The organism is Chloracidobacterium sp., assembly GCA_016715795.1.
Lineage (GTDB): Bacteria > Acidobacteriota > Blastocatellia > Pyrinomonadales > Pyrinomonadaceae > OLB17.
This window is the reverse complement of record JADJXP010000002.1, coordinates 1,518,338-1,545,000: the sequence shown is the minus strand read 5'-3', so window position 1 is coordinate 1,545,000 and position 26,663 is coordinate 1,518,338. Positions and strand designations below refer to the sequence as shown.

Below are 26,663 nucleotides of genomic sequence, written 5' to 3'. Positions count from 1 at the left end.
CTGAATAGGGCGCTTAGTCTGTGGTATCTGGACGTGAAACGGGATGATCTAGGCATGGGCAGGATGAAGCGTGGGTAACACCACGTGGAGGTCCGAACCAGTTAAGGTTGAAAACTTTTTGGATGACCTGTGCCTAGGGGTGAAAGGCTAATCAAATTCCGTGATAGCTCGTTCTCGCCGAAATATCTTTAGGGATAGCCTCGGATCTATTATTGTGGTGGTAGAGCACTGACTGGACTAGGGGCCTCACAAGGTTACCGAATTCAATCAAACTCCGAATGCCATAAATTTCTGTCCGGGAGTCAGACTGCGGGTGCTAAGATTCGTAGTCGAGAGGGAAAGAACCCAGACCAACAGCTAAGGTCCCGAAGTGATAGTTAAGTGGAAAAGGAAGTGGGGAAGCACTGACAGCCAGGAGGTTTGCTTAGAAGCAGCAATCCTTTAAAGAAAGCGTAATAGCTCACTGGTCAAGTAGCCCTGCACCGACAATATAACGGGGCTTAAACTATCCACCGAAGCTTTGGATGAATTTATTCATGGTAGGCGAGCATTCTGTAGCTGTGAAGCGTTTTCCGTAAGGAGCGTTGGAGCGATCAGAAAAGACTTTGTCGGCATTAGTAGCGATAACGCATGTGAGAACCATGCGCACCGAAAACCTAAGGTTTCCTGCGTCAAGTTAATCTGCGCAGGGTTAGTCTGCTCCTAAGGCGAGGCCGAGAGGCGTAGTCGATGGCGATCCGGTTAATATTCCGGAACCAAGGGAGTGTGATGTGGGTTGACGCAACAGGGTAGGCAGGACGGCTGATGGATGCCGTTGAAGTAAATAGGCCGCAGCTTAGGCAAATCCGGGCTGCATCAGGCTAAATACACGGACGAAAGTACGGACCCTCGGGTCCGGAACAAGCTGTTGACCCCAGTTGCCAGGAAAATTCCCGTTCATCTATACACTCTCCACTGGCAGTACCGCAAACCGACACAGGTAGGTGGGATGAGAATTCTAAGGTGCTTGTGAGAACCCTCGTTCAGGAACTCGGCAAAATGTATCCGTAACTTCGGGAGAAGGATAGCCGTGTTCACCAAGAACACGGTCGCAGAGAAATGTCTCAGGCGACTGTTTAGCAAAAACACAGGTCTCCGCAAAGTTGTAAAGACAACGTATGGGGGCTGACGCCTGCCCAATGCTGGAAGGTTAAGAGGAGTGGTTAGCGTAAGCGAAGCTGCGAATCGAAGCCCCAGTGAATGGCGGCCGTAACTATGAAGATCAATTAGGACGGCGTCGCAAGACGCAAGTGTCGTAGTTACGTAAATAAACCTGGCTAAATGCTGGAAAGTCCGGTTAGTATCCGAGGCTACTCGCTCATAAATGATGAGCAGTGACAATGCCTTCGGTGCGGATAATCAGCAGGAAAGACAACTCATATGAGCGATTTTGTAGATCGAATTCCAGTGGACATCGGTCATTATCTGGCCGGCTTTGCGGATGGCGAAGGAAGCTTCAACGTCTCGTTCAGGCCGCGGCCGGATTTTACGATCCCTTGGAAAATATCTTTATGTTTCAATGTCTCGCAGCGAGACAAGGTTATCTTGGCATTGTTCAAGAGGCACTTGGGTTGCGGCACGTTGAGAGATCGAGGCGATGGCGTTTGGTACTTTCAGGTTGATAATCTGAATGCAATTAACCAAAACGTAATTCCTTTCTTTCAAAAGTTTCGATTTTTGTCGGCTAAGAAGAAGAGAGATTTCGCCAAGTTCAAGCAGATCAGTGAATTGATGACATCGGGAGACCATTTAACTTCGGGCGGCATCAAACGCATTCTTCTTATTCGAAAAGATATGAATGACGGCGGCAAACGCCGCTATTCCGATCAACAAATATTAGACTCGATCGAGTTGAATCCTCAGAGACTACATGCCGGGCGCTAGTAATAGCGATGATATAGTCCGAACTGCTTAGCGATAGGCAGAGTCTGGCGGAGACGTCCAGGCCCATCCTAACAGATGAGTAACAAATTGAACGGTCCTAAGGTAGCGAAATTCCTTGTCGGGTAAGTTCCGACCTGCACGAATGGCGTAACGATCTGAGAGCTGTCTTAACGAGGGGCACAGCGAACTTGTAGTACCGGTGAAGATGCCGGTTTCCCGCATCTAGACGGAAAGACCCCGTGCACCTTGACTACAACTTGATAGTGATTTCGGGCAAGTAATGCGCAGCATAGGTGGGAGGCTTTGAGACGAGACTTTCGGGTTTCGTGGAGCCACAGGTGAGATACCACCCTTTGCTTGTTTGGACTCTAACCTCGACCCGTTATCCGGGCCAGGGACATTATCAGGCGGGTAGTTTGACTGGGGCGGTCGCCTCCTAAAGAGTAACGGAGGCGCTCGAAGGTTGGCTCAGGCTGTTTGGAAATCAGCCGCAGAGTGTAAACGCATAAGCCAGCTTGACTGCGAGACATACACGTCGAGCAGGTACGAAAGTAGGAGTTAGTGATCCGGCGGTCGCTTATGGAAGTGCCGTCGCTCAACGGATAAAAGGTACGCCGGGGATAACAGGCTGATCCTGCCCAAGAGTTCACATCGACGGCAGGGTTTGGCACCTCGATGTCGGCTCATCACATCCTGGGGCTGAAGAAGGTCCCAAGGGTTCGGCTGTTCGCCGATTAAAGTGGTACGTGAGCTGGGTTCAGAACGTCGCGAGACAGTTCGGTCCCTATCTGGTGGGGCGCAAGAATATTGAAGGAATCTGTCCTTAGTACGAGAGGACCGGGATGGATCCACCTCTAGTGTACGAGTTATCGCGCCAGCGGTATCGCTCGGTAGCTATGTGGAGCATGGATAAACGCTGAATGCATCTAAGCGTGAAGCCAGACCTAAGATAAGTATTGCCAGTGAGACTCGTGGAAGACCACCACGTTGATAGGTTGGAGATGTAAGTGCAGTAATGTACTTAGTTGACCAATACTAATTGTCCCAAGGCTTGACCATAAATCTTGTTTACAAGCAAATTTATTTCAAGCAACGCATGTAGTGAATAGTGAACAACGATCAGTTAACCAATGAACAACGGTTGGCTGCTCTCGATCAGCACAGCAATGTATTCAGTTACCAGAGATCAGGTTTTTGAAAATTGTGAATGGTGAACGCTGAATGGTGAATTTGAACTCATCATTCACCACTCATAAGTCACCATTAACTAAAGTTTTCCGGTGGTTGTATCGGTAGGGTCACACCCGTTCCCATCCCGAACACGGCAGTTAAGCCTACTGGAGCCGATGATACTGCACCTTTCAGGTGTGGGAAAGTAGGAAGCCGCCGGATCTATTTCAACAAAAGCCCGCTCAATCGAGCGGGCTTTTGTCGTTTGCGACATTATTTCCAAGTTACTCTCTTCACGGCCGCATCAATTTCGTTGTAATGTTGCTCCGCATAACGTTCCAGAGCCTTTTTCTGGTGGCGGTTTGGGTTTGTCCCTCGACGACTGTTTCCTCGTTTGACGGGGTCAAGAGAGTCCCATTCAAATCGATTATTCTTTCCCTTCTTTCCACTAAATCTATCCTTAAAATCGACATGAATGTGGTGACCTGCTCCCGTAAAATTACCCCAAGTGGAAAGCAAGAATCAAATAGAATGGAGGAAGGTTCTTGCAATGAGGAAAAAGTATACGGAAGAGCAGATCGTGGGGATCTTGCGAGGGGCGGAGGCGAGCGGGAAAGGCGTTAAGGAATATTGCCGTGAGAAGGGAGTGCACGAGACGACGTTCTACGGGTGGAAGAAGCGGTTTGGGTCGATGGATGTCGAGGAGGTACGGGAGTACCGAACGCTGGTGCAGGAGAACGCACGGTTGAAGCGTCTGCTGGCTGAGCGATCTTGAGATCGACGCGATCAAAGAGGTGCTTAAAAAAAAGTGGTAGGCGTGTCGGACCGGCGAGAGGCAGCGAGGATAATGATCGGTGCGGGCGTGAGCGAGCGGTTTTCGTGTGCTTTGTTGGAGTTGGAGCGAAAGAGCTATCGGTACGAGCGGCGAGAGCGAGCACCTGACCCGATCTCAGAGCGGATAAAGGAGCTGGCGCTTGCTTATCCGCGATTCGGGTATCGGCGGATATGGGCGATGCTGCGACGGGCCGGAGAGGTGGTGAACATCAAGCGTGTGCATCGCTGGTGGAAGAAGCTGAAGCCGCGCTTGCGAGGAAAAGGCCGAAAAGACGGCGTCAGGACGTGCAGATGATCGTTCCAAAGGCCGAGAAGGCGAACCAGGTGTGGACTTACGATTTTGTATTCGATCAGGCAGTTTCGGGGCGAAAGCTGAAGATGCTGACGCTGGTTGATGAATACACGAGGGAATGCCTTGCGGTCGAGGTCGCATCATCGATCACGGCGAGGGGCGTGAGACGGGTGCTTGAGCGGGTTTGCCGCGAGAGAGGATGCCCTCAGATGATCCGCTCGGACAACGGCGCTGAATTCATCGCCGGGGCGACCCGCGAATGGCTCTCGGCAAACAACATTCAGCCGATGTTCATCGCACCGGGCAAGCCTTGGCAGAACGGCAAATGCGAGAGCTTTAACGGCAAGTCGCGCGATGAACTGCTGGGCCAAAGGTGGTTCAGTTCGATGTGGGAAGCACGGGTAGTGATCGAAAGCTGGCGGAAATTCTACAACACGACGCGCCCGCATTCGTCGCTTGGCTATCTCACACCCGCCGAGTTTGCTGCCAGCCTCGCCTCTGGCTCGGCTGCCACCAAACTCGATCACGATCCGACGGCAGTTAGACCAAAAACACTAGCTTTCCACCTGGGGTAAAAACAGGGGGCTGGACAGTGGGGAGGTTTGTGTTCGTTTCCTGCGTGGACAAACACTTGTAGCCCATGATCCTCACGGAACGGCTTGATCACCCGTAACCACGGAGCCGGTTGGTCAATCACGATGTACATTGGCGGAGAATACCGCTCTCCCAGATCTAAAAGGAATTCGCCCGGGCGATTGGAGTAGTTATTCAGAGCAAGCATATTTGACACGGCTGTGCGCTTCCCAATCGGAAATTTCACGTCAAGCCACTGGTCGAAATCGGAGTAACCGCTCCCCTGGCGTTTCATGAAATCGTGTGCGGCTTTGAGTTGGGCGTCCCGAGTTCCACTCTTCATCAATGCCGCTGCGTTGGCAATTGCTTCTTCGTGTTCTCCGGCGGACTTATCTCGAAAGTACGGGCTGTACGTCGCATTACTCACTACAACTTCAATCCGTGATGCTGCAAGTTCGCAAAGGAAGTGCATTCGTTCATGCTCTAGCAAGATGCGAAACGCCGATTTCAGTGCCGTGACGCCAACGGGTCGTCTCGGGCTGGCGAGTTCGCAGGCTAATCTCTGAATTCCGAAGGCCCGTATGTAGATCCCCCAATCGGACTTATAGAAATGAAACGGCAGGTAGTACGCAAGGCTGTCGATTACTGGAAATACAGACTTGTCAGCATTTCCGACGAGGCCGTCGCCATCGTCGGTTTCAATCTCGATATCATCGGCTGGATCAATTGGAAAAGCGTTTTCCGCCCGCCCGTCCAGCCAATCTGGTACAGGAGAGCGTTCATGCCCGTCCGGCAAGCCTTCGCTCGAACCGAAATTTTCTTGGGCAAATCGGATTGTCTCTTTGACCGACATTAGATACTAGCTACGACCGTTATTGACCAAGCTGCCCGCAAGGTACTTATGCAGGATACTAGAGATGAGTGTCTGATAGGGAATGCCCTCTTCGAGGGCACGCTTTTGCAGGCCGTGCAGGTCTTTGGTTGAGATGCGGATGTTCACGCGGCGGTCCTTCTTGAACGTTGCGGCCGCGGCTTTCTCGGCTTTTTTCTTTTCTTCCGCAAAATTGGGAACCGACCGCCATTCCCCACGCTCGAATGAGTCGACTATTTCCTGTTCTTCTTTGTCCAACTTAATCTTCTTCATCTGAATCACCTAAGTACATCCTGGTCGCCTTTCGATTCGGAATGAGCGTCTTTAGGAACGTTTCTTCGCCCGTTTGTACAAACGGAACGAGAAAAGCGTATTCGCCGATCTTAACGACGAACATTCGCTGATGCAGGTATCGCCGCTGATTTGGATGATCGACCTCATCAAGCAGATCGCCGTTCTCAATGTGAAAAACAACCTCTTCGAACGAAATGCCTCGCTCAGCTTTTAGCTGCTCATTCTTCTCCGCATTCCAAGCGAAATACTTCACCGAAACTCATTCTAGCGAAATGTGTGCCTTTTGGCAACATCCTTGTGCTGGACCTCGCCTAATATGATCTGCGTCATTTTGTCGGAAAGACATCGTCGGCGATAATATTATTGAAAGTGGTTTTCATTTATGAAGAGAGATAATTTGTCAGCGTTGATTACCAGATCAGTTTTCATGCTTTTGCTCATTCTGGGCGGTATGTCGGTGGTTTCTGCGCAGCATGACCATCACGTGGTGGGGCTATCCGCGAAATCGACGACCGGCGTTCTGCTGCTTGCGCATGGTGGGAAGCAGAATTGGAATGATGAGGTCAAGAAGATCGGGGCGGCGGTTGATGGTGAGTATCCGGTTGAGATCGCGTTTGGGATGGCGAGTAAGAGGAATATCCAGACGGCGGTGGACAAGTTGGCGGCTCGGGGCGTGAAAGAGATCGTTGCGGTTCCGTTGTTTGTTTCGTCGCACAGCTCGGTCATCACATCGACGGAGCATTTGCTCGGTTTGCGAAAGGAAGCTCCGGCGGCGTTGGCGGTGTTTGCGAAGATGGGGCACGATCACGGTTCGCACGATGCTCATGCGGCACAAGCGACGGCGGATAAGTCATTCGATCCAACCACACCCGTCAAATCGACGGTGCCAATCCGGATGGTCGCGGCTCTGGACCGGCATCATCTTGTTGCGGAAATTCTGACATCGCGGGCGGAATCGATCAGCAGCAAGCCAAAGAAAGAGGTTGTGGTGATCGTAGCTCACGGGCCGGTTTCGGATGCGGAGAATGCCGAGTGGCTGGCGGATATGGCTTCGCTCGCCGGGCAGATGAAGCCGAAGAAGAAGTTCAAGCGAATCGAGTATCTTACGGTTCGCGACGACGCGCCTGAGCCGATACGTTCAAATGCTGCCGCTGAGCTGCGGGCTGTTGTTGAGCGAGCCACAAAAGAGGGGAATCGCGTCCTGATCGTGCCGCTGCTGCTTTCCTACGGCGGCATAGAGGCTGGCGTCAAGACACGCCTCGAAGGCCTCGAATATGCGATGCCGACGCAGGGCCTGCTTCCCGACGAGCGGCTGTCGCGGTGGGTAATCGAGAGCGTTAAGAGTAGATAAAGACCGAGTTAGTTCAGGCTACGAGCCTTTTGTTCGTCGACAGTGGCGAGCGTGGATCTGTTCTGCGCGCGGTACGCGGAGGCGCGGTTGCGGTAGGCATCCGCATTTGATGGGTCGATCTCGATCGAATTTGTGAAATCAGCTATCGCTCCCGTCAGGTCTTTCAGGTCGAATTTGGCTTTGCCGCGATTGTTGTAAGCCCTTGCGTGTTTGGGGTTTAGCTCGATGACTTTAGTCAGGTCGGTGATGGCGCCGTTTAGGTCGCCTGCGGTGTGGCGGGCGTTGCCGCGGTTGTAGTAGGCGGACGAATTCGACGGATCACGTTCGATCGCTTTGTCGTAGTCAGCAATTGCACCGTTGTAGTTGCCTTGCCGGAAGCGGACGATACCTCGATTTATCCACGGGGCGGCCTTCCCGGGATCGATGTTGATGGCCTTGTTAAAGTCGGCAAGAGCCCCCGCGAGATCACCCTTTTTCTTTTTCAAATTGCCCCGATTGCTGTAGGCATCGTCGTCGTTTGGGTTGATCTCGATCGCTTTTGTGTAATCAAGGATCGCACCGTTGATATCACCCTCTTTTTGCCGGTCGATCGCGCGATTAAAATAGTCGTCAGCGGTCGTCTGCCCGGTCACGACCGAGCCGGCAGAGGCAAAGCACACAAGCAGAAGACACGCATATCTAAGCATCGTCCAAGTTTCCATTGACGAATAAAACGTCGATTCGCGGCGGTTTTTCGCGAAACGAAACCTTTTTTTCCTCTACGTTGTATAATCCTGAAGATTCGCGGATCGAACCGCAAAAAACGAGAACAATGAAAATGACCAAAATGTTTACCGCCGTCATCTCGGCGTCGCTTTTCTTCTCATTCATCGCCCCGGCCTCCCTGGTAGCGCAGGACGCGAAAACAGCCGAGGTCTATGCCGCGATTCGAAAGGAAGGCATGGAGAATTCGAAAATAATGCACACAATGCATTATCTTACTGATGTTTACGGGCCGCGGTTGACGGGCAGCCCGAACCATGTCGCGGCGGCAAAATGGGCCGCGCGCGAGATGCTGTCGTGGGGATTTGATAAGGCGGAACTTGAGCCATGGGAATTCGGGCACCCCGGCTGGGTCAATGAGCGAGCGGTGGGCCTGATGCAGAAGCCGGTCCAGGATACTCTAACGTTCGAGGTGCTGGCATGGACGCCCTCGACCAAAGGCGTGGTCGTGGCGGACGCGGTGAATCTGATCGTTCCACAGTTTGCATCTAGTGAGAATCCAAAAGTGATGCAAAATCCGACCAGTGAGGAACTGACGGCTTACCTCGACTCCATGAAAACAGCAGTGGCGGGCAAGGTCGTATTTATCGGCAAGCCGGCCGTGATCCCTGTGACCATCGACCCGCCTAACAAGCGTATTGCCGATGATGTCGCAAAATGCAGGATGGACCCGACAAAGACTCCGCAGGATTGCGGCGGCGGTGGCTTCTTTGGCCCTCCGGGCGGCCAGGGCGTGACGCCGCGTCCGAATGCATTATCGGGCCGCGAGATCGACGCCGCGCTTGATGCCTTCCTGATAGAGAATGGAGCAGCCCTCCGTGTTAACGATGCCGGACGCGAGCATGGGCAGATCCGCGCATTCAATAACCGGACGTTCGATATCACCAAGGCTCCGCCGACGGTGGTCATGCGTAATGAGGACTTCGGCCGCGTAACCCGTTTGCTGGCGAGTGAACAGCCGGTGCGCCTGGAGTTTGATATTCGGAATCGGCTCGTGCCCGACGGCGTGACGAGCTACAACACCATAGGCGAGATCGCGGGCACGGACAAGAAGGATGAGGTCATCATGCTTGGCGGCCATCTTGATTCGTGGCATTCGGCAACCGGAGCGACGGACAATGCGATCGGTTCGGCGATCATGCTTGAAGCCGCCCGCATCCTTAAGGCAGTCGGCGTAAAGCCGCGACGAACCGTTAGGATTGCTCTGTGGGGTGGTGAGGAGCAGGGCTTGCTTGGCTCGCAAGCATATGTCAAGCGGCATTTTGGATCGGCTGAAGCTCCGGGGCCGGACTATGGCAAATTTGGCGGCTACTTCAATATCGACAGCGGCACGGGCCGGGCTCGTGGGATGACGGTATTCGGCCCACCCGAGGCTGCAACCATCCTCCGTGATGCCCTGAACGGATTTGAGGAGTATGGGTTCATGGGTGTCGTCTCTACAAAGAACCGCGGCCTCGGCGGGACAGACCATACATCGTTCAATAACGGCGGATTGCCCGGCATTGGCGTGATGCAGGACCCGATCGAATATGGTTCGCACACCTGGCATACGAATCTCGATACCTACGAGCGGATCATCGAGGACGACGTAAAGAAATCTGCCGTCATTGTCGCGACCGCCGTCTATGCCCTGGCGATGCGCGATGAAATGCTCCCACGGTTCAAGGCCGATGAGATGCCGTCGATCCCGGACGCTGGTGGTCCGCCTCGGCCATCACCGACGCCGTCGCCGGCAACGCGACCGTAAAGCTAGAGTGATTATTTGATCCTACATGGCCGATGGACAGATATCGGCCAGTACGCATTGACCGCATCTTGGCTTGCGGGCAATGCAGACCGCTCGGCCATGACTTATTAGCCAGTGCGGAAGCATCACCCAATCATCGCGCGGAATTAGTTTCTGCAGGTCTTCTTCGATCTTCATCGGCGTCTTGTTTTTTGTAAGGCCGAGTCGTTGCGAGAGGCGCGATACATGAGTGTCAACGACCACACCCGAGGCGATGCCGAAAGCATTCCCTAACACGACATTTGCGGTCTTACGGGCGACGCCGCCGAGCGTTAGCATGTCTTCCATTGTCCTAGGCACCTCGCCGCCGTAAACATCGATCAGCCGCCGGCACGCGGCCTGGATATTCTTGGCCTTGTTGCGAAAGAATCCTGTGGAGTGGATGTCCCGTTCAAGCTCCTGCTGCGTGACATTTAGATAATCCTCTGGCCCGCGATACTTGCGAAACAACTCGGCCGAGACGATGTTAACCCGGGCATCCGTGCATTGTGCTGACAGGATCGTCGCGACCATCAGTTCGAATGGCGTAGCGTGGTTCAGGGCGCAGTGGGCATCTGGATATTCGTTTCGCAGCCGTTTCACGACCTCGGCGGCCTGTTTCTTTCGGTCGAGGGGCATTTCTCAATCGGTAGTGCAGATTGTAAATTGTAGATTGTACTTGTTTTTAAGGAATTGATGAACATCCCTTTACTTGACTTGAGCGAGCAGAATGCCAGCCTGCGGCCTGAGATCGAGGCGGCACTGGGCCGCGTTCTCGATACGAACGGCTTTATCCTCGGCGATGAGGTCGCCTCACTCGAGGATGAATTGGCGAATTACTGCGGCGTCAAGCACGCCATCGGTTGTGCATCCGGGAGCGATGCGATCCTGTTGGCATTTATCGCCCTCGATATAGGCCCCGGCGACGAGGTCATAACGACGCCGTATAGTTTTTTTGCTACGGTCAGTTCGATAACGCGGCTGGGTGCGACACCTGTTTTCGTCGATATCGAGGCCGGAACTTACAACCTTGATACTTCGCAGATCGAGGCAAAGATCACCCCGCGCACGAAGGCCATCGAGCCCGTCCATCTCTATGGCCAATGTGCGGACATGGCAGCTCTTGGCGAGATCGCAGCAAGACACCAAATACCCATCGTTGAGGACGCGGCTCAGGCGATCGGGGCGGAAGAGCACGGTCGCCTCGCGGGATCTCTCAGCGACGTCGGCTGTTTCAGTTTCTATCCGTCAAAGAACCTCGGCGGGATGGGCGATGGTGGATTCCTGACCACCGACGATGATCTTTTGGCGGCCAAGCTGCGGGCGCTGCGGATCCATGGGGCGGAGGAAAAATATTATCACAAGTACGTCGGCCTCAATTCGCGCCTTGATGGCTTCCAGGGCGCGGTCCTTCGTGTGAAACTGCCCCATCTCGACCGATGGACGGCCAGAAGACGTAAGAATGCTGAAGCTTACAGACAACTCTTTGTGGATCGCGGACTGACCGAACACATCGTGCTCCCTTTTGAGCGGTCGGATGCCAAGCACATCTATAACCAGTTTGTGATCCGCGTCCCCGGCTGTCGAGATGGACTGAGAGAGCATTTAACGGCAAACCGTATCGGTACCGACATTTACTATCCCATCCCTCTTCACCTTCAGGAATGTTTCGCCGATCTCGGCTATCGTGAAGGCGATCTGCCCGAGGCAGAAAAGGCGGCAAGGGAGACGTTAGCCCTGCCGATCTTTCCGGAGTTGACTGGGGAGATGCTGTCTCGCGTTGCCGACAGCATTGCCGAATTTTTCGAATGAGCAATGACCTGAAACTTCGAACGATCAGAAACGGATCACGGTTCCTTGTCGCACTCGGAATCGTGATCGCCGGCATTATTGCAACTGTCGGTATGGGCCTGCAATTAGGCAACGTCATCGCTCTACTGACTGACCCAAACGATCCCACCGCCGCCGCCGCCGCCGCCGCAGCCATTTCACTCGCTCCGTCGGATCCGGCCGCTCATTGGCTAAAGGGCACTGCAACTGGCTCGATCACCGGCCTGCAGGATGCTGTTCGACACGCACCGTTCGATTATCGATGGCGAATAGAACTCGGGCGGGCACTCGAGAACGATGAGCAATATGAGGCGGCGGAATTGCAGTTTCGCCAGGCCGTCGAACTAGCTCCAAAATATGCCTTTGTCCACTGGAGCCTGGCAAACTTTCTGCTTCGTAGGGATCGGCCCGATGAGGCGATGGCCGAGCTTAAGAGCGCTGCGAGTGGAGACGATTCGTATCGGGATCAGGCATTCTCGCTAGTGTGGGAATACTTTGGACGTGACACTGGCCGGCTCGAAGCGTTTGCCGGCATAGAACCTGAGGCCCGGGCACGGCTTGCATACTTTTTCGCTGCCCGCGGGCAAGCGACAGAGGCGCTCAGAACCTGGGAGACACTCGGCGAGAGCGAAAAGGCGGCCAACCCGGACATTTTGAAGGCGATGGCCCAAGGGCTGTTCCTGCAGGGACATTTTAGGGAATCGCTCGCCTTCGCACGGCAAGCCGGACTCGATCCTGAGGCCCAGTTTGAGATGGTAACGGATGGTTCGTTTGAGAAAGGGCTGAGCGGCAACGCTGATTCGCGGTTCGGTTGGCAGGTGGTCAGGGGTGATCCAAAAGCCGAGGTAAGCGGTGATGGCAAGGTAAAGCGAGATGGAAATCGCAGCGTGCGCATTACGTTTAGGAACAGCACGAAGCCCGACTTCTACAACCTCATTCAAACGGTCGCGGTCGAGCCGAGCGCTCGATATCGGCTGAGGTTCTGGGTCAGGACCGAGAATCTAAGGAGCGGCGGAATGCCGCTTGTCGCCGTTGTTAACGCAAAAGATAGTACTCCGCTTGCGGCCTCAAAACCATTTGATAGCGGGACGGCTGATTGGCAGGAAGTGGTACTGGAATTTCTGACTCCGGCTGATTGTTCGGGTATAAATATTCGGACGATCCGACCCGGGTGCGGCGACGATTGTCCGATCGCCGGCACGCTTTGGTACGACGATTTTCGGCTCGAACGCAACTAGAATACTCGGTCTTCATGCACACACGGCTCAGCACCCTGATATTCATTTTGGTCTGCGTGTTAGTGTTCTACACGACACTCGCCTATGGGGCGGTCCACCAACCGGTCCTTATCCTTAGCTACGCAATGATCGTTTTACTTGCGGGCTTTTGGGGTGTGGACTCGATCTTGAAGGGGCAGATCCGATACAGTCGAAGCCTCATTCAGGCCCCGCTCTTGGTGCTGGCGGCCTACGGTCTTGTGCAGACGTTTCCGTTTGGTTATGTCCCCGACGCGGCCGGGGTTGGGCAGATCGCCCGAACGATCTCGCTGGAGCCTAACTCCACCCTCCTCACAGCCCTGCATATGCTGTTGCTGTGTATTTTTCTGGGAGCATGCCTGGCATACATCGACACAGCTGCGCGGTTACGGCGAATTGCACTCGTCCTAACGATATTTGGGTTTATCTACGCGTTTTACGCGATCCTGCAATCAGTGCTGAGCCCTGATAAGATCTACGGAATATATGATCCTGTGGCAGCGGTCCCATTCGGCTCGTTTGTGAATCGGCACAACTTTGCTGCGATCATTGAGATGCTCATCAGTATTCCGCTCGGTCTACTGTTCGTCGGGGCGGTCACGCCGGATAAGCGGTTGCTCTACGTTGTTGCAGTGTTACTGATGGGATCCGCCCTCCTGCTCAGCGGTTCGCGCGGCGGGCTGGTCGCCCTTGGACTCCAGTTGATATTCCTGGTGCTTATGTCCTCTCGAGCAAGCGCGCACAAGAGGACTGGCCTGAAGATCGCATTGTCCCTGTTGCTCGTCCTGGGCGTCATTGGCGGGGCAATATTCACGGGTGGGGATACGTCGCTCACGCGTTTTGCTGAGTCGGCTGAGCGTCAGAATATCTCGTCAGACCGTTTCGAGATATGGTCGATCACGCTCAAGGTTATCGGCGACAACCTGCCATTCGGAACAGGCCTGGGTGCCTATGCGACGGCGTTCACCAAATTTGATACTGCGGCAGGGGTTGCCCGCGTTGAGCAGGCCCATAACGATTATCTGCAGGTCGTTTCGGACGCGGGGATCGTGGGGCTGGTTCTTGGCGGCCTGTTTCTGTTCTTGTTGGTTCGCGAGGGACTGAGAAATACGGTGATGCCAAACACGTTTCGTCGCGGGATCGCCGTGGGTTCATTCACTGCGTGTTTCGGAATCTTGGTGCACAGCATGTTCGACTTTGTTCTACATGTTACGGCTGTTGCGGCGATGTTTTTGCTTATGATGGCTGTGCTAGTCGCTTCGGGTCGGTCATTCGATGATGACATTGTGGATTTTGACGAACGCCACCCACGACGGCGACGTAGGCGAAAGGCGAGCGTGACGCCAATACGTGAGGATCCAACAGTTGGGTGAATCAGGCTTCTTGGGAGGTTGCAGGCCGGACGAATATTGGTCGCAACAGCCACCAGACGACGCCATGCGAGGTATAGGCGACGGCCAACACAAGCAGGGCATACTGGGAGTAGAACCATATCGTCATACCCACCGCCGCAAGAGCAAGGACGAGGAAGAATCCTTTTCGACCGCCACCGGCCGCTTTCATACTCGAGTAACGGATCGTGGAGACCATTAAGATCGCAAGGACAGCAACCAAGGCGAGCAACGCGTAGCCGTAAAACTGCGCGGCGGATTCGCCCTTGGCAGTCAGCGGCGCGGGTGAGAAGTGGACTATCGCCGCAAGCAGACCTCCGGCGGGCGGTATCGGCAGACCGACGAAGGCTTTTTTGTCGAGCTTTGGGGCACCTTCGATGAGTACCCGCGGACGAGATGCCTGGAGGTTGAAGCGCGCTAACCGAAACGCGCCGCACATTAGGAACATGAACAGCAGGAATACACCGAGCACGTAACCCGGACTATTCTCGGTGAACGTAGGGGCGATTGCCCAGCTATACATCAGGGCCGTCGGGGCGATGCCAAAAGTAAGCACATCGGCGAGAGAATCGAACTGGACGCCGATCTCGGTCGCGGTTCGTGTCGCCCGAGCGATGCGGCCGTCCATTGTGTCAAAGAGGATTGCGAGTCCGATGGCAATGGCGGCAGAATTAAAGTAGCTTGCTGCGAGTTCGGGATCTGTCGTGATCGCCTGGAATCCGCGTATTGACGAGAGGACGGCGACGAAGCCCATCGCGACGTTTGCCGCGGTGAACAGCGTCGGGATGACGTAAAGGCCCTTCTTTAGTCCTCGGTGCGGAGGTTTTGTCTCTTCGTCTGCCATCAATCGCCGTAGCGTGCGATCACGGTCTCGCCGCCTCTGACGCGGTCACCGACCTTGACCTCGAGCCTCACGTCGGCCGGCATCACTACGTCCGTTCGCGAGCTGAACTTGATCAGGCCGAATTTTTGACCGCGAATGAGATTATCGCCTTTCAAAGGCCAGCAGACAATGCGCCGGGCGAGAATTCCGGCTATCTGCGTGCAGGTCACCGTGACGTCCGAACCCTCGATGACTAGCGAATTTCGCTCGTTCAACAGGCTCGCTTCGTTGTTTGTTGCCGGCATATTGCGCCCCGCCGTATAGTTGATCTCGCGGATGGTGCCTGTAATCGGCGAACGGTTGATGTGAACGTCCAACGGCGAGAGAAAAACGCTAACGACCTTGCCGCCCTCATGCTCATCTATTCGCGTGACACGGCCGTCGGCTGCTGAAACTACCAGCCCCTCACCAGTCGGAGCAACCCGCGGTGGGTCTCGGAAAAAGAACGCCATGAACGCCGCCAGAGCGAGAAGCGCAAGCGCCACCGGCCACCAGCCGAGCAAGCTAAGCCCAACAGCGATCACAAGCGGAATAAGAACGAATGGAATGCCCTCTCGAACCATAAAAGAAGTCAGAAGTCAGAATACAGAAGTCAGAATAGAGAATACAGAAGTCAGAATAGAGAATACAGAAGTCAGAAGCCAGAATACAGAAGGCCGCGGTAAGGGAAATGTACTGTGCATCCGGACGACCTCTTTACTTCTGACTTCTGAATTCTGACTTCTTCTCGTGAAAAAGCCCGGTACCTTTCGACGCCGGGCATAGAGGAGGATCGTATGAAGAGACTTTAACTACGCACGGGATTGTCCTTTGCAAAGCTGTAGGCGCACCAGGCGGCGATGATATGGACCACCCAGCCCAGCATTCCAGCCGAGCCGATCCAGGAGAAACCGGTAACGACCAGCCAAATAATTCCGATAAGTATTCGTCCGTTATAAAGCTGCCCGAGCCCGGGGATCAGTAAACTCAATATGCCAGCCAGTAAAGGTTCACGCATGATGCCAAAGTGCCTCCGAGATGATTTACGACGCGGCTGACGATTTGTTTCTGAAATTGATCGTATCGGCAAAAACCCGAAGTTGTATCGACAAAAACTCTAGATCCAGCCCGGTTGTATCGACAAAAACTGCATTTGTATCGATGTTTTGACGGCCGGCGCCGGTTAGCAAAGCGGGAAAGGCGCGCCCCGCGACCTCTGCGAGAATCGCTAACCGGCTGCGCGGCGAATTTAGCATTGTGTGCACTGTTAGCGATGGTTGCGGAGTCGCCCGGTGCTTGCAAAAGGCGATCTTCCTCAGGGTGGCTCGGCGCTATTGTCTGCTCATTTCACGCCGAGTTAGCTGAGAGACACACGCAGACGGACGCCGAGATGAGCCTTGCCATATTGATCTATGTTGCAGACTTGACACACATAGAAATATATGCTACAGTGCCGTTAGCACTGGAGCAAGGCAATTATGGCAAGAAGATGGGTTGAATTTGGCTTGGGGCCAAAGGGAGCGACGAAGCATCGGATACATGTATCGGCCTCTCCGAGCGGGATCGTGCGGCTAAACAAGATGGCGTTTACAGAACTCGGCAGCCCGGCCGCGCTCGCGCTGCTCTTTGACGAGCAAACGGCGACGATCGGCCTGCGGCCCACGTCGCCCGACATGCCAAACGCCTACCGCACTAACTATAAAGAAAACGAAGCCGGAACGCGCTTCAGCTGCCGCACGTTCCTTAGGACCCACGGCATCAAGCTGCCGTCCTCGGTCAGCTTCCCCACAGCCCGCATCGAAGACGGCGTCCTCATCCTCGAACTAAAATACCGCGTCCCGCTGCCCAAACACAGCCGTAAACCCGCATGACAGGCGCGCTCATATGCCTCAACACCTCGGAGCGTGGGCACCCTTGCCCGCCCGTACTCAACGCCCATATGAACGCAGATATAGCGGATCGGGCGGAAAAAACAGATATGAAATTCTATTTCTTATCCGTCTTCATCCGCGTGATCCGCCCCATCCGCGTTCAAAATGACGTTCGTCACGCGCGTGCCGGGTGCCCGCGCGCACTCATTACACATTACACATTTGAACGCAGATATAGCGGATCAGGCGGAAAAAGCAGATATGAAATTCTATTTCTTATCCGTCTTCATCCGCGCGATCCGCCGCATCCGCGTTAAAAATGAGTTCGTCACGCGCGTGCAGGGTGCCCGCCTCTCCGACGCGGTTGTGGTTGATCCCATGGTTGCGCTGATCGCCGAAAGTGAAAATGCCCCGACACGACCGGAACGCGCCGTGCCTTACCACGCCCTACAGGACGCGGCTGTGTGCCGCCTACGGCGGTGCGTCCCTGTAAGGGACAAATTCAATAGCGTCGGGTGAAACCCGACGATCAATGCGAGAATTTAACGGCCGTCCCTGAAAGGGACGCATTATTGCTCCCTTTCAGGGAGCCGACAATTTGCGTAACGCGAATCGTCGGGATGCTCCCGACGCTATTCAATGTGTCCCCTTCGGGGACGAAAGAAAACCGCCGCTGCGCGGAAGGGCGGTCGTTTGGGTTCGCGTTCATTTCCGTTTGATCATTATCCTCGAATACGGGCAACGCGAAACGCCGTCTTTGGTTATCGCAATGTCGGTCGGGCCACGATAGATCGCCAAACGGTATCCCGATTGGTCCAAATTGAGCGGATCGCGCGGATAGGGACGGATCAGAACAAGAAAGGGACGGGCAGGGAAGTGGCGCATTCCTTGTCCGTTTTTTCTTATCCGTTTTATCCGCGTGATCCGCGGCTAAATGGCTTAGTGGATTATCGCGTGGAGGAGTTGTTGGCTGGCGAAGAAGAGGGCGACGCCGGCGAAGACAAATATTGAGACAAGTGGGCTTTTGCCGCCGTGGTGGTTGACCTCGGGGATGAGGTCGCTGGCGGCGACGTAGAGCGTGACACCGCCGGCGATGGGCAGGGCGTAGGCGGCGGTGAAGCCGAGATTCGATCCTAAAAAGTAAAAGAACATTACGCCGGCAAACGTCGCGAGGCCGATAAGAGAAGTTGATGCGAGGACCTGTCGCGTGCCTTTGCCTGCGGCTAGGACCATTGAGCCGATAGTGAACCCTTCCGGGAATTTGTGGAGAATTACGGCCACGAAGACAAGGAGGCCTGCCTTCAGGTCGATCTGCGACGCCGCGGCAATAGAAACCCCGTCAAAAAACGTGTGAACGAGCAGCCCGGCAACGGCAGTGTATGCAGACCGTGCCGGGATGATCTCGTGGCCGTGACTCGCGTCGTCGCAGTGCATCTCTTCGCCGAGGTGAATGTGCGGCGCGATGGTGTGCTCGAAAAACTGCGTCAGCAGATAGCCGCCCATAAACAGCAGCATCGGTATGTAAAGGGCATCGTGGCCAGTTGGCGCCGATGTCTGCCACAGTTCGACCGTGCGCGGCAGTATCTCGAATATCGTGACCGCGAGCATGAATCCCGCACCGACGGCGAGAAGATATTTGAGATATTTGCGGTAGCTCCGCTGAAGCTGCGAAGGGAAAAGGATCGCCCCGCCAAGGACATTAGCGGCACCGGCACACAAGCCGAAGATAATGAGGCGAATGAGCAATGGGTCCATCGACAGTGAACAGCGAACAGTGAATAGTGAACAGTAAACAGCAATTAAGGTCAACCGGACACCTGAAAACTGCGCGGTCGTCAATACGATAGGCTTAAGCGCATGATTAAAACTATTCTTAAATATTTTCTTGACACGAGCGCCCGACGGGCTTAGAATGCCTATTGTATTAGGCCATTGTCCAAGTAGGTCTTGGGCTCAACGACAACTCTAAAAGAAGTGCTTAAGTAGATTAAACGCCCTCGAGAGGGGCGCTGGGACGTTTTTGTCGGAAATATTCGGCATGATATGCAGGGCGAACACACCGATCTCGGTCACGTTCCGGTCTTACTCAGAGAATCACTTGAGTTTCTAAATATTGAAAAGCCGGGAGTTTACGTTGATGCGACGGTCGGACTCGGCGGCCACAGCGAGGCGATACTGGCTGCAAACACCGACAATCGGCTGATCGGGATCGATCAGGACCGGGATGCGTTGAGGGCCGCCGGTGAGCGGCTGGAACGATTCGGAGGCCGTGCTCGGCTGGTACATTCGAATTACTCGGCGATCGCCGAGATCATTGACAACTCAAATTGGGGTAGGCCCAACGGCATTCTTGCGGATCTCGGTGTGTCTTCGCTGCAGTTTGATTCGGCGGAGCGAGGTTTCAGCTTGCGGCACGACGCCGAGCTTGATATGCGGATGGATGTCGATTCTGACCGTCCGACCGCGGCGGAATTGCTGGCGACGCTGGACGAGGCCGAGATCGCGGACATCATCTATCGCTACGGCGAAGAGCGTGCCTCGCGAAAGATCGCCCGCTGGATCGTCAACCGGCGAAGCGAAGGCCGACCGGTGACAACGACATTCGACCTGGCCGATCTGGTCAAGAGGGCCGTCCGGCAAAGCCCGAAAGAGAGGACGCATCCGGCGACGCGGACGTTTCAGGCACTGCGAATAGCGGTAAACAGTGAGTTTGAAAACCTTGAGGGATTTTTGGAAAGCTCAGTCGACGTACTGGCTGGCGGCGGCCGACTGGCAGTGATCACTTTCCATTCGCTTGAGGACCGGATCGTGAAGCACGCATTCCAGCGTTTATCGGGCAAATGCTCGTGTCCGCCCAGAATGCCGATGTGCCGCTGTGGAGCGGTTAAGAAAGTTGAAATATTGACGCGAAAGCCGGTCCTGCCGACCGAGCAGGAGATACGGGAAAATTCGCGTTCGCGAAGTGCGAAGCTAAGAGCTGTCTCAAAGGTGGCTCCTAGCGGTAGTAAATTCTAATCCAAACCTCGGAGGGAAAAGCATGAATAAGAAACGGATCGGCCGGGCGGCGCAGCAGGCGAATGGGAAGAGGCGATTTAGAACGTATGCGTTGATGCTGGTTTGCGGCTCGGTGCTGGTTTCGGGTTTCTTTTTTGCCGCGAGGCAGCATTTCTCCTCGATGGATTTCGGGATGAAGAATTCGAGACTGCGAAGGCAGATCGATGAGCTTCAGGCCGAGAAGAGGCGCCTGCTGCTGGCCAAGGAGACGTCGCTTTCACCCGCCGAACTAAAGAAGGCCGCTAAGAAGGCCGGAGTTGGTGAGCCGATCGAGACTGCGCCGCCCGAGGTGTCGCAGATCACGGCAACCGGCAAGGAGAAGGCGGAGCAGTCTGTGAAAGATGCACCGACAGCGGCCTCCCTGGTAGTCAAGACAGCCATGACCTCGCCTACTGCAGCGTCAGTTGCGGCGGTCGCAAAGATCGACAAACCTCAGCCTAGATCGCCTGCAAAACGGACATTGGCAACGGAGTAGATCATGCGACGCCCAAGACAAGCAAGGAAGAAAAACTGGAGACAGATCGCGTTCACACGATTCATGTTCGTAGTCGCGTTCTTTGCGCTCTGGATCGCGGGCATTAGTGCTCGGCTGGTGCATCTGCAGATCACGCAACACGCGTGGCTAAAGGAACGCGCCGTTGACCTGCGGCAGGACGTCAAGCAGGCCCGAACGCTCCGCGGCTCGATATTTGACCGCAACGAGCGCACGCTTGCGATGAGCTTGCCCGTCAAGACTCTCTACGTCGACCCGACGGAGGTTGACGATGTTGCGGCGGCGGCACGCGACATCGCAAAAGTCTTGAAGGTCGACTCTCAGGCCCTTTCCGTACAGCTAAGGCAAGCCAAGGACGATAAGAAGCGGTTTGTGCCGATCGCGCGAAAGCTCGATCCTGAGACTGTGCAGAAATACAACAAGGCCTTTGATATTGCGAGCGTAAAAAAAGCCGACCTTCCCAATTTCACAGGACTTCACTGGCGTGATGATCAGAAGCGGAGCTATCCGTATAAGACGCTCGCGGCACACGTCGTGGGGTTTGCGAATGCCGCCGACGATGGCAAGGCCGGTATTGAACTCTCGCAGGACGACGTTCTGCATGGTGCGGTCATAAGGAAGCTGCAGGAGCGCGACCGTCTGGGCCGCGTCTATGACGAGACCGTTTTTGAGCGGGACCGACCGAGTGATATCGTGCTGACGATCGATACGACGATGCAGTACTTGACCGAGCAGGCATTGGAGCGAGGCGTCGCCTCGGCTGATGCTCGATCCGGCATGGCTATCGTGATGCGCCCGAAAACAGGCGAGATATTGGCGCTTGCAAACTATCCGACGTTCGACCCGAACACGATAACCGAATCGGCCGCCGAACACATCGGTAATAAGGCGATCCAATCGGTCTATTCGCCGGGCTCTGTCTTCAAACTCGTGACGTATGGAGCGGCGCTCGAGAAGAAGATGATCTCGCCCGAGGGCACGATCAGCTCCGGGAACGGGTCGATCACAGTCGCGGGACACACATTTACCGATTCTCATTCGGTCGGGACCGTCAGCTATGCCGAGGCGATGGCGCATTCCAGCAATGTCTGTGCGATCAAGACCGGGCTTGGCGTCGGGCGTGATGATTTTTTTGCTATGGTCCAGCGAATGGGCTTTGGAGCCAAGACCGGCATCGAACTGCCGGCTGAGGTCTCGGGCATCGTGCGGCCGCCGGAAAAGTGGAACGGCGACTCACTGGCTTCGATGTCAATCGGCTACGAAATTGGCGTAACGGCATTGCAAATGCTGACCGCTTTTGCGACGATAGCGAATGACGGAATCAGGATCCAACCCCATATAATCAAAGAGATTCGACACTCGGACGAACAGCCGAAAACCGTTACCGAACCTACCAGAACGCAGGTGGTTTCGGCCGACGCCGCGCGCGGCCTTAAGACAATGCTGCGGCAGGTCGTGATCAGCGGAACCGGCAGGCGGGCAGCATTGAACGGCTATACCGCAGCAGGGAAAACAGGTACGGCGTGGAAGTTCAATGCCTCGACGAGGTCAGTCGATTCGAGCAAATATATCTCGTCATTTATTGGAATGGCGCCCGCTGAGGACCCCGAGATCGTAGTGGCCGTGGTAATGGACGAGCCCAAGTCCGGTGCACGAGACGGAGGAATGGTATCGGCTCCTGTGTTTCGTGAGGTCGCTCAGGAGATAATGCAGTTGTTGAATGTGCCCACGACGACGCCGGTCAGGCCGGAGCCGCCAGCCGCGTCGAAGCCGAGCGACAAGGCCGTCGCTCAGACACCAACGAAAGAGACGGGGGCTAAGGATGCGGGTAAGCCGGTGACGAAACCTGTCGACAAGGGCAAGAAAGACAGTCGGCCGGCTAGCGATAAGAAATTGAACGTGCCCGGTAAGTTGACTGCCTTGCTGCCGCACCGGCGCGAGCCCGTGCGCTTGGGTTGGAATCAAAAAAACGAACTTGAGACATAAGACCGCAATTGAATTGATGCATGGTGCCGCGATGGAAATTGATCCCGCTTTGCTGACACGCGAAGTGGGGTCTTTTGCGATTGATTCCCGCCAGGTTGAGCAGGGCAGCGTTTTTTTTGCACTCTCACAGCCCGAGTATCGTGACAATTGCTTCAATGGCGATTTTGAGGATTCGACGAAGTATGTTCCGGCGGCGTTTGAAAAGGGTGCGTCTGCGTGCGTCGTTCGTACGGACCGTTTTGCAGAACATCGGGCCGATTTGGAGCAGTTTCGAGATCGGCTGATATTTGTCGATGATGCCATCGCGGCACTTCAGCGGCTCGCCCATGGCGTATTTCTGGATTGGGGCAAGCCGGTCGTCGCCATCACGGGCAGTGCGGGAAAGACCACGGCAAAAGAGCTTACAACACACGTACTTTCGGCCTCAGGTAAAAAGGTCCTTAGGAACATCAAGAATTACAACAACGGCCTCGGCCTGCCGCTGACTGTGTTGAGCCTGGCTAAGGACAAGAGCTACGACCTCGCCGTTCTCGAAATGGGCATGTCCACGCCGATGAACGAGATCGCGCGTCTGTGCCGTATTACGCCGCCCGATGTCGCGGTCGTGCTGAACGTCTTGCCCGTCCACGTAGAGCACCTCGGATCGATCGAGAATGTTGCCCGGGCAAAGGCTGAGATCGTCGAGGGAATGAGGGCTGGCGGAACGGCCGTACTGAATGCCGATGATGAGCGTGTGGCCGCGATGCGCAGTTTGAGCAAAGGGCGCACGATAACCTTTGGTTTCTCGGAGACTGCAGATGTCCGGGCTGTTGATGTTCGGTTCGAACGATTTGGAGAGACGCGTTTTGTAGTGACTGCCGGCGGCGAAACGGCTGATGTCGAGTTTCGGCTTGACGGCAAACATAATATCCTCAATGCATTGGCTGCGGCGGCGGCGGGCGTTAGTTTTGATATGTCGGTCGCGGAGATCGCAAACAGCCTGAATTCGGTCGAGCCTCCACCACAGCGCGGCGAAGTTTTGCATTTTGCTGACGGTTTCACGGTGATCAACGACTCGTATAATTCGAATCCGGCTGCGCTGCTCTCGATGATCGATACTCTTGTCACCGGCGGTTCCGCAGCGAAGCGCCGGATCGTTGTGGCCGGTGAGATGCTTGAGCTTGGTGAGAACGCGGCCGAAATTCACCGAGAGACGGGGGCAAGGATCGCCGCGAGCGATATTAACCTGCTGATCGGCATTCGCGGATTGGCGGCAGGTCTCGTTGATGGGGCAAGGGATGCAGGCTTAGCGGACGCTGAGTTCGTAAGCGATTCCGATACGGCTGGGAGGCGATTGGCCGAGATCGTACGTCCGGGCGACGTGGTCCTCGTAAAAGGGTCACGGGGCGTCCGGACCGAGAAAGTGATCGAGAAGTTGTTGGAGAAATTCAAAATGGAGGATGGCGGTACGGCCTGAACATCGATGCTCTACTACTTCCTTTATCAGTTTCTCTTTCAGGGCTACGGACGCCAGAGCGAGTCATACCTGTTCAAGGGGCTTAACGTCATTCAGTACGTCACGTTCCGGACGGCTGTGGCGGCGGTAACGGCTTTCCTGATCTCACTGCTGTTGGGTGGCCGTGTGATACGAAAACTGGCAGACATGAAATACGGCCAGGAGATCCGTGAGGAAGGCCCTGCATCGCATCATGAGAAGCGCGGCACGCCGACGATGGGCGGCCTTCTGGTGATAGGAGCGGTATTCATCTCAACCGTTCTGTGGGCGAGGCCGGACAGTCTGTATCTCTGGATCGCTTTGGGGGCGACGACGCTGTTTGCAGTCGTCGGATTTGCGGACGATTACATCAAGATCGTCAAGAAACGCAGTCTCGGACTCACGGGCTGGCAGAAGATCGGTGGGCAATTGGCGATCGCGTTGTGCGTCTGGGGGCTGTTGTGGGCGTTCAGCGAGTATCCGTGGAACCTGAGCATACCGTTCTTCAAGGCGACGGCCGAGGCGAACCCCGCGCTCAGCATAAGCTGGGTTGGCCCTATCATCTATGGCGGATTTATTATTTTCATCCTGCTGGGCTCGTCAAACGCGGTTAATCTGACGGACGGCCTCGACGGCTTGGCGACGAGCGTGACATTCATCGCGATGACGGCGCTGACCGCCCTAACCTATCTCGCAAGCGATGCACGCTGGGCCGAGCGGCTGGACATCACGCACAACCCCGCGGCGGCAGAATTGACGGTTTTCTGTGGGGCGATGGTCGGTGCTAGCTTGGGTTTCTTGTGGTACAACGCACCGCCGGCTGAGGTTTTTATGGGTGACACCGGCTCGCTGGCAATCGGTGGAGCTCTCGGCACGGTCGCGATATTGACGAAGCAGGAATTTTTGCTACCGTTCATCGGCGGTGTCTTTGTCATCGAGGCGGCATCGGTGATGCTGCAGGTGATCATTTTTAAGCTCACAAAACGCGGTGGAAGGCCTGGGAGGCGCATCTTCAGGATGACGCCGCTACATCACCATTTTGAACTTGGCTACGATTTGAAGAAGAAGATGGAACCGAAGATCGTGGTTCGGTTCGTGATCGTCGCGATACTATTCGCACTGCTGAGTTTATCGACCTTGAAACTTAGATAGGTCCTACGGGTACTATTGGCCCTATGTGACATATATGCTTATCCGTGGCAGAAAAGCGCTCGTACTCGGAGCCGGAAAGTCCGGCATAGAGTCGGCGCGCTTTCTGGCCGCTCGTGGAGCTACGGTCGCTCTCCACGACAAGAAACCTGTCGAGGAATGGTCAGATGAGGCCCGCGGGCTAAAAGCATCACACGCCGTCGGCCTGATCGGCGGCGACATTCCGTCGTGGCTGCTCGATCAGATCGATCTGGTGGTCATCAGTCCGGGTGTGCCGACAAATACGGTCCCGGCGCGCTACGTTGATCGAAAGGACGGTGAGGTGATAGGCGAGGTCGAACTTGCGTATCGCTTTATGAAGGGCCGCATCGTCGGTATCACCGGCTCGAATGGCAAGACCACGACGACAGCGTTGATCGGTGAGCTTCTCAAGACTGCCGATATCCCGACACAGGTTGGCGGCAATATCGGCACGCCGCTTCTCAGCTTCGCCGAGACCTCGCGTGCGGACGGCTGGACGGTGGCGGAGCTGTCGAGTTTTCAACTCGAGACGATCGTGGATCTTCGGCCGGCGGTGGGCATTTGTCTGAATGTCACGCCAAACCATCTCGACCGTTATGAGGGCTTTCAGGATTACGCTGCGGCAAAGCACAGGCTCTTTATGAATCAGACGGCGGAGGATGTCGCCATCCTCAGCGCGGATGATGAGATCACGGGGAGTTGGGCAGCGGGCCTTAAGGCGAATGTTGTGATGTTCAGTGTTCTTAGGGAACTTAAGGAGGGGCTGTTCCTTCGGGGGAATGAATTGGTTTGTCGGGCGAATGGTGCGGAAAGCGTACTGACGACGCGCGATGAGATTTTTCTTCGCGGGCTGCACAATGTTGAGAATATCCTCGCGGCCCTGGCGGCAGGCCTAGCGTGCGGAGCGTCTCCGGGATCCATGCGGCAAGCCGTAGCGGAATTCAAGGGTGTTGCGCACCGGATCGAATTCGTTGCTGAGATCGCAGGCGTTAAATTCTATAACGACTCGAAGGCGACCTCCGTGGATGCGACCAGTAAGGCTTTGGAGGCGTTGAGTAGTGCAGACGGAAAAACGATCCTGATACTTGGCGGGCGTGGCAAGAATGCACCCTATGCGCCGCTCATCCCGCTGATCGAATCGTCTGTTCGTTCAGTCATCCTGATCGGTGAGGATGCTGACAATATCGAATCACAGCTTCACGGACGAACTCACATGGAACGTGCTGATTCGATGGAAGATGCGGTAAATAAAAGCTTTGGAACCGCCGAACCTGGCGATTCGGTCCTGCTCGCCCCGGCGTGTGCGAGCTTTGATATGTTTAGGAGTTTTGAGGAGCGTGGCGAAGTATTTAAGGCCGCGGTTGGCCGCCTCGGTGACGCAGGGATGGCGGCGAACTGAACACGTTTGAACTGATAGCAGCATTGCGACAAATGACAGTTG

At 55.1% G+C, this 26,663-nt stretch carries 22 protein-coding genes, 2 rRNA genes and 1 pseudogene (1 of these 25 cut by a window edge); 16 read left to right on the top strand and 9 right to left on the bottom strand.

What is annotated here, in order from left to right; genetic code table 11:
• From IPM59_12050 to IPM59_12040, 3 genes and pseudogenes are all read left to right on the top strand, one after another.
• A 23S ribosomal RNA gene (locus IPM59_12050) occupies nucleotides 1-2,982 on the top strand; it begins 661 nt to the left of the window's first position.
• A 217-nt stretch (nucleotides 2,983-3,199) separates the two neighbouring features.
• A 5S ribosomal RNA gene (gene rrf / locus IPM59_12045) occupies nucleotides 3,200-3,315 on the top strand.
• A 328-nt stretch (nucleotides 3,316-3,643) separates the two neighbouring features.
• A pseudogene (locus IPM59_12040) lies at nucleotides 3,644-4,794 on the top strand (IS3 family transposase).
• On the opposite strand, the gene IPM59_12035 reads toward IPM59_12040, so the two are convergent.
• The 3 genes from IPM59_12035 to IPM59_12025 are packed head-to-tail and all read right to left on the bottom strand — an operon-like array spanning nucleotide 4,743 to nucleotide 6,210.
• Nucleotides 4,743-5,645 (bottom strand): hypothetical protein, encoded by a 903-nt coding sequence (locus IPM59_12035; GenBank protein MBK9216306.1) that lies wholly within the window; start codon nucleotides 5,643-5,645, stop codon nucleotides 4,743-4,745. The pseudogene IPM59_12040 and the gene IPM59_12035 sit on opposite strands and share 52 nt — an antisense overlap.
• A 6-nt stretch (nucleotides 5,646-5,651) precedes the next feature.
• Nucleotides 5,652-5,936 (bottom strand): antitoxin, encoded by a 285-nt coding sequence (locus tag IPM59_12030; protein MBK9216305.1) that lies wholly within the window; start codon nucleotides 5,934-5,936, stop codon nucleotides 5,652-5,654.
• Complete coding sequence (locus tag IPM59_12025; GenBank protein MBK9216304.1) at nucleotides 5,923-6,210, bottom strand: BrnT family toxin; 288 nt, start codon at nucleotides 6,208-6,210, stop codon at nucleotides 5,923-5,925. Before IPM59_12025 ends, IPM59_12030 begins: the two co-directional genes overlap by 14 nt.
• A gap of 174 nt (nucleotides 6,211-6,384) precedes the next feature.
• On the opposite strand from IPM59_12025, the gene IPM59_12020 reads away from it, so the two are divergent.
• Complete coding sequence (locus IPM59_12020) at nucleotides 6,385-7,308, top strand: hypothetical protein (protein MBK9216303.1); 924 nt, start codon at nucleotides 6,385-6,387, stop codon at nucleotides 7,306-7,308.
• An 8-nt stretch (nucleotides 7,309-7,316) separates the two neighbouring features.
• On the opposite strand, the gene IPM59_12015 is transcribed toward IPM59_12020, so the two are convergent.
• Nucleotides 7,317-7,994 (bottom strand): tetratricopeptide repeat protein, encoded by a 678-nt coding sequence (locus IPM59_12015; GenBank protein MBK9216302.1) that lies wholly within the window; start codon nucleotides 7,992-7,994, stop codon nucleotides 7,317-7,319.
• A gap of 125 nt (nucleotides 7,995-8,119) precedes the next feature.
• On the opposite strand from IPM59_12015, the gene IPM59_12010 reads away from it, so the two are divergent.
• Nucleotides 8,120-9,817 carry a M20/M25/M40 family metallo-hydrolase gene (locus IPM59_12010; protein ID MBK9216301.1) on the top strand — a complete coding sequence of 566 codons (1,698 nt, stop codon included), beginning with the start codon at nucleotides 8,120-8,122 and terminating at the stop codon, nucleotides 9,815-9,817.
• Nucleotides 9,818-9,838: 21 nt separating this feature from the next.
• Here IPM59_12010 and nth read toward each other — a convergent pair whose 3' ends face one another.
• On the bottom strand, nucleotides 9,839-10,474 hold the full coding sequence (gene nth, locus IPM59_12005) for an endonuclease III (GenBank protein ID MBK9216300.1): 636 nt from the start codon (nucleotides 10,472-10,474) through the stop codon (nucleotides 9,839-9,841).
• Between the two features lie 57 nt (nucleotides 10,475-10,531).
• Here nth and IPM59_12000 point away from each other — a divergent pair, with 57 nt between their 5' ends.
• Genes IPM59_12000 through IPM59_11990 form a run of 3 tightly spaced genes read left to right on the top strand, consistent with a single transcriptional unit; the run spans nucleotide 10,532 to nucleotide 14,294 of the window.
• A complete protein-coding gene (locus IPM59_12000; GenBank protein ID MBK9216299.1) occupies nucleotides 10,532-11,647 on the top strand; it encodes a DegT/DnrJ/EryC1/StrS family aminotransferase in 1,116 nt (371 codons plus the stop codon).
• Complete coding sequence (locus IPM59_11995) at nucleotides 11,644-12,903, top strand: hypothetical protein (protein MBK9216298.1); 1,260 nt, start codon at nucleotides 11,644-11,646, stop codon at nucleotides 12,901-12,903. Before IPM59_12000 ends, IPM59_11995 begins: the two co-directional genes overlap by 4 nt.
• Before the next feature lie 14 nt (nucleotides 12,904-12,917).
• Entirely contained in the window at nucleotides 12,918-14,294 is a 1,377-nt protein-coding gene (locus IPM59_11990; protein ID MBK9216297.1) for an O-antigen ligase family protein, read from the top strand.
• A 1-nt stretch (nucleotide 14,295) separates the two neighbouring features.
• Here the strand turns inward: IPM59_11990 and IPM59_11985 are convergent, their stop codons facing one another.
• The 3 genes from IPM59_11985 to IPM59_11975 all read right to left on the bottom strand — a co-directional run bounded on the left by IPM59_11985 (nucleotide 14,296) and on the right by IPM59_11975 (nucleotide 16,192).
• Nucleotides 14,296-15,156 carry a CDP-alcohol phosphatidyltransferase family protein gene (locus IPM59_11985; GenBank protein ID MBK9216296.1) on the bottom strand — a complete coding sequence of 287 codons (861 nt, stop codon included), beginning with the start codon at nucleotides 15,154-15,156 and terminating at the stop codon, nucleotides 14,296-14,298.
• A complete protein-coding gene (locus tag IPM59_11980; GenBank protein MBK9216295.1) occupies nucleotides 15,156-15,758 on the bottom strand; it encodes a phosphatidylserine decarboxylase in 603 nt (200 codons plus the stop codon). Before IPM59_11980 ends, IPM59_11985 begins: the two co-directional genes overlap by 1 nt.
• Before the next feature lie 224 nt (nucleotides 15,759-15,982).
• Nucleotides 15,983-16,192: a hypothetical protein gene (locus IPM59_11975; GenBank protein ID MBK9216294.1), complete on the bottom strand. Its 210-nt coding sequence runs from the start codon at nucleotides 16,190-16,192 to the stop codon at nucleotides 15,983-15,985.
• A 460-nt stretch (nucleotides 16,193-16,652) separates the two neighbouring features.
• On the opposite strand from IPM59_11975, the gene IPM59_11970 reads away from it, so the two are divergent.
• Nucleotides 16,653-17,045 carry a hypothetical protein gene (locus IPM59_11970; GenBank protein ID MBK9216293.1) on the top strand — a complete coding sequence of 131 codons (393 nt, stop codon included), beginning with the start codon at nucleotides 16,653-16,655 and terminating at the stop codon, nucleotides 17,043-17,045.
• A gap of 222 nt (nucleotides 17,046-17,267) precedes the next feature.
• Nucleotides 17,268-17,564 carry a hypothetical protein gene (locus IPM59_11965; protein MBK9216292.1) on the top strand — a complete coding sequence of 99 codons (297 nt, stop codon included), beginning with the start codon at nucleotides 17,268-17,270 and terminating at the stop codon, nucleotides 17,562-17,564.
• Between the two features lie 420 nt (nucleotides 17,565-17,984).
• Here IPM59_11965 and IPM59_11960 read toward each other — a convergent pair whose 3' ends face one another.
• Nucleotides 17,985-18,800, bottom strand: a complete 816-nt coding sequence (locus tag IPM59_11960; protein MBK9216291.1) for a ZIP family metal transporter — start codon at nucleotides 18,798-18,800, stop codon at nucleotides 17,985-17,987.
• A 288-nt stretch (nucleotides 18,801-19,088) separates the two neighbouring features.
• Here IPM59_11960 and rsmH point away from each other — a divergent pair, with 288 nt between their 5' ends.
• From rsmH to murD, 6 genes are read left to right on the top strand one after another with little or no spacing between them, the layout of a single operon-like run.
• The gene (gene rsmH, locus IPM59_11955) at nucleotides 19,089-20,060 is read left to right on the top strand and encodes a 16S rRNA (cytosine(1402)-N(4))-methyltransferase RsmH (protein MBK9216290.1); all 972 of its coding nucleotides are present in this window, start codon (nucleotides 19,089-19,091) and stop codon (nucleotides 20,058-20,060) included.
• Between the two features lie 22 nt (nucleotides 20,061-20,082).
• Complete coding sequence (locus IPM59_11950) at nucleotides 20,083-20,574, top strand: hypothetical protein (GenBank protein ID MBK9216289.1); 492 nt, start codon at nucleotides 20,083-20,085, stop codon at nucleotides 20,572-20,574.
• 3 nt (nucleotides 20,575-20,577) lie between these two features.
• A complete protein-coding gene (locus tag IPM59_11945; protein MBK9216288.1) occupies nucleotides 20,578-22,578 on the top strand; it encodes a penicillin-binding protein 2 in 2,001 nt (666 codons plus the stop codon).
• Nucleotides 22,568-24,034, top strand: coding sequence for a UDP-N-acetylmuramoyl-tripeptide--D-alanyl-D-alanine ligase (locus tag IPM59_11940; GenBank protein MBK9216287.1), 1,467 nt, complete (start codon nucleotides 22,568-22,570; stop codon nucleotides 24,032-24,034). The genes IPM59_11945 and IPM59_11940 overlap by 11 nt, the downstream gene beginning before the upstream one ends.
• 6 nt (nucleotides 24,035-24,040) lie before the next feature.
• A complete protein-coding gene (locus IPM59_11935) occupies nucleotides 24,041-25,204 on the top strand; it encodes a phospho-N-acetylmuramoyl-pentapeptide-transferase (protein ID MBK9216286.1) in 1,164 nt (387 codons plus the stop codon).
• A 34-nt stretch (nucleotides 25,205-25,238) separates the two neighbouring features.
• On the top strand, nucleotides 25,239-26,621 hold the full coding sequence (gene murD, locus IPM59_11930) for a UDP-N-acetylmuramoyl-L-alanine--D-glutamate ligase (protein ID MBK9216285.1): 1,383 nt from the start codon (nucleotides 25,239-25,241) through the stop codon (nucleotides 26,619-26,621).
• Nucleotides 26,622-26,663 lie beyond the last annotated feature (42 nt).

What these genes read in the sequence shown, in the direction of transcription:
- IPM59_12035 (MBK9216306.1), bottom strand. Translation starts at nt 5,645, where the DNA reads ATGTCGGTCAAAGAGACAATCCGATTTGCCCAAGAAAATTTCGGTTCG.
- IPM59_12030 (MBK9216305.1), bottom strand. Translation starts at nt 5,936, where the DNA reads ATGAAGAAGATTAAGTTGGACAAAGAAGAACAGGAAATAGTCGACTCA.
- IPM59_12020 (MBK9216303.1), top strand. Translation starts at nt 6,385, where the DNA reads ATGCTTTTGCTCATTCTGGGCGGTATGTCGGTGGTTTCTGCGCAGCAT.
- IPM59_12015 (MBK9216302.1), bottom strand. Translation starts at nt 7,994, where the DNA reads ATGCTTAGATATGCGTGTCTTCTGCTTGTGTGCTTTGCCTCTGCCGGC.
- IPM59_12010 (MBK9216301.1), top strand. Translation starts at nt 8,120, where the DNA reads ATGAAAATGACCAAAATGTTTACCGCCGTCATCTCGGCGTCGCTTTTC.
- nth (MBK9216300.1), bottom strand. Translation starts at nt 10,474, where the DNA reads ATGCCCCTCGACCGAAAGAAACAGGCCGCCGAGGTCGTGAAACGGCTG.
- IPM59_12000 (MBK9216299.1), top strand. Translation starts at nt 10,532, where the DNA reads ATGAACATCCCTTTACTTGACTTGAGCGAGCAGAATGCCAGCCTGCGG.
- IPM59_11995 (MBK9216298.1), top strand. Translation starts at nt 11,644, where the DNA reads ATGAGCAATGACCTGAAACTTCGAACGATCAGAAACGGATCACGGTTC.
- IPM59_11990 (MBK9216297.1), top strand. Translation starts at nt 12,918, where the DNA reads ATGCACACACGGCTCAGCACCCTGATATTCATTTTGGTCTGCGTGTTA.
- IPM59_11985 (MBK9216296.1), bottom strand. Translation starts at nt 15,156, where the DNA reads ATGGCAGACGAAGAGACAAAACCTCCGCACCGAGGACTAAAGAAGGGC.
- IPM59_11980 (MBK9216295.1), bottom strand. Translation starts at nt 15,758, where the DNA reads ATGGTTCGAGAGGGCATTCCATTCGTTCTTATTCCGCTTGTGATCGCT.
- IPM59_11975 (MBK9216294.1), bottom strand. Translation starts at nt 16,192, where the DNA reads ATGCGTGAACCTTTACTGGCTGGCATATTGAGTTTACTGATCCCCGGG.
- IPM59_11970 (MBK9216293.1), top strand. Translation starts at nt 16,653, where the DNA reads ATGGCAAGAAGATGGGTTGAATTTGGCTTGGGGCCAAAGGGAGCGACG.
- IPM59_11960 (MBK9216291.1), bottom strand. Translation starts at nt 18,800, where the DNA reads ATGGACCCATTGCTCATTCGCCTCATTATCTTCGGCTTGTGTGCCGGT.
- rsmH (MBK9216290.1), top strand. Translation starts at nt 19,089, where the DNA reads ATGCAGGGCGAACACACCGATCTCGGTCACGTTCCGGTCTTACTCAGA.
- IPM59_11950 (MBK9216289.1), top strand. Translation starts at nt 20,083, where the DNA reads ATGAATAAGAAACGGATCGGCCGGGCGGCGCAGCAGGCGAATGGGAAG.
- IPM59_11945 (MBK9216288.1), top strand. Translation starts at nt 20,578, where the DNA reads ATGCGACGCCCAAGACAAGCAAGGAAGAAAAACTGGAGACAGATCGCG.
- IPM59_11935 (MBK9216286.1), top strand. Translation starts at nt 24,041, where the DNA reads ATGCTCTACTACTTCCTTTATCAGTTTCTCTTTCAGGGCTACGGACGC.
- murD (MBK9216285.1), top strand. Translation starts at nt 25,239, where the DNA reads ATGCTTATCCGTGGCAGAAAAGCGCTCGTACTCGGAGCCGGAAAGTCC.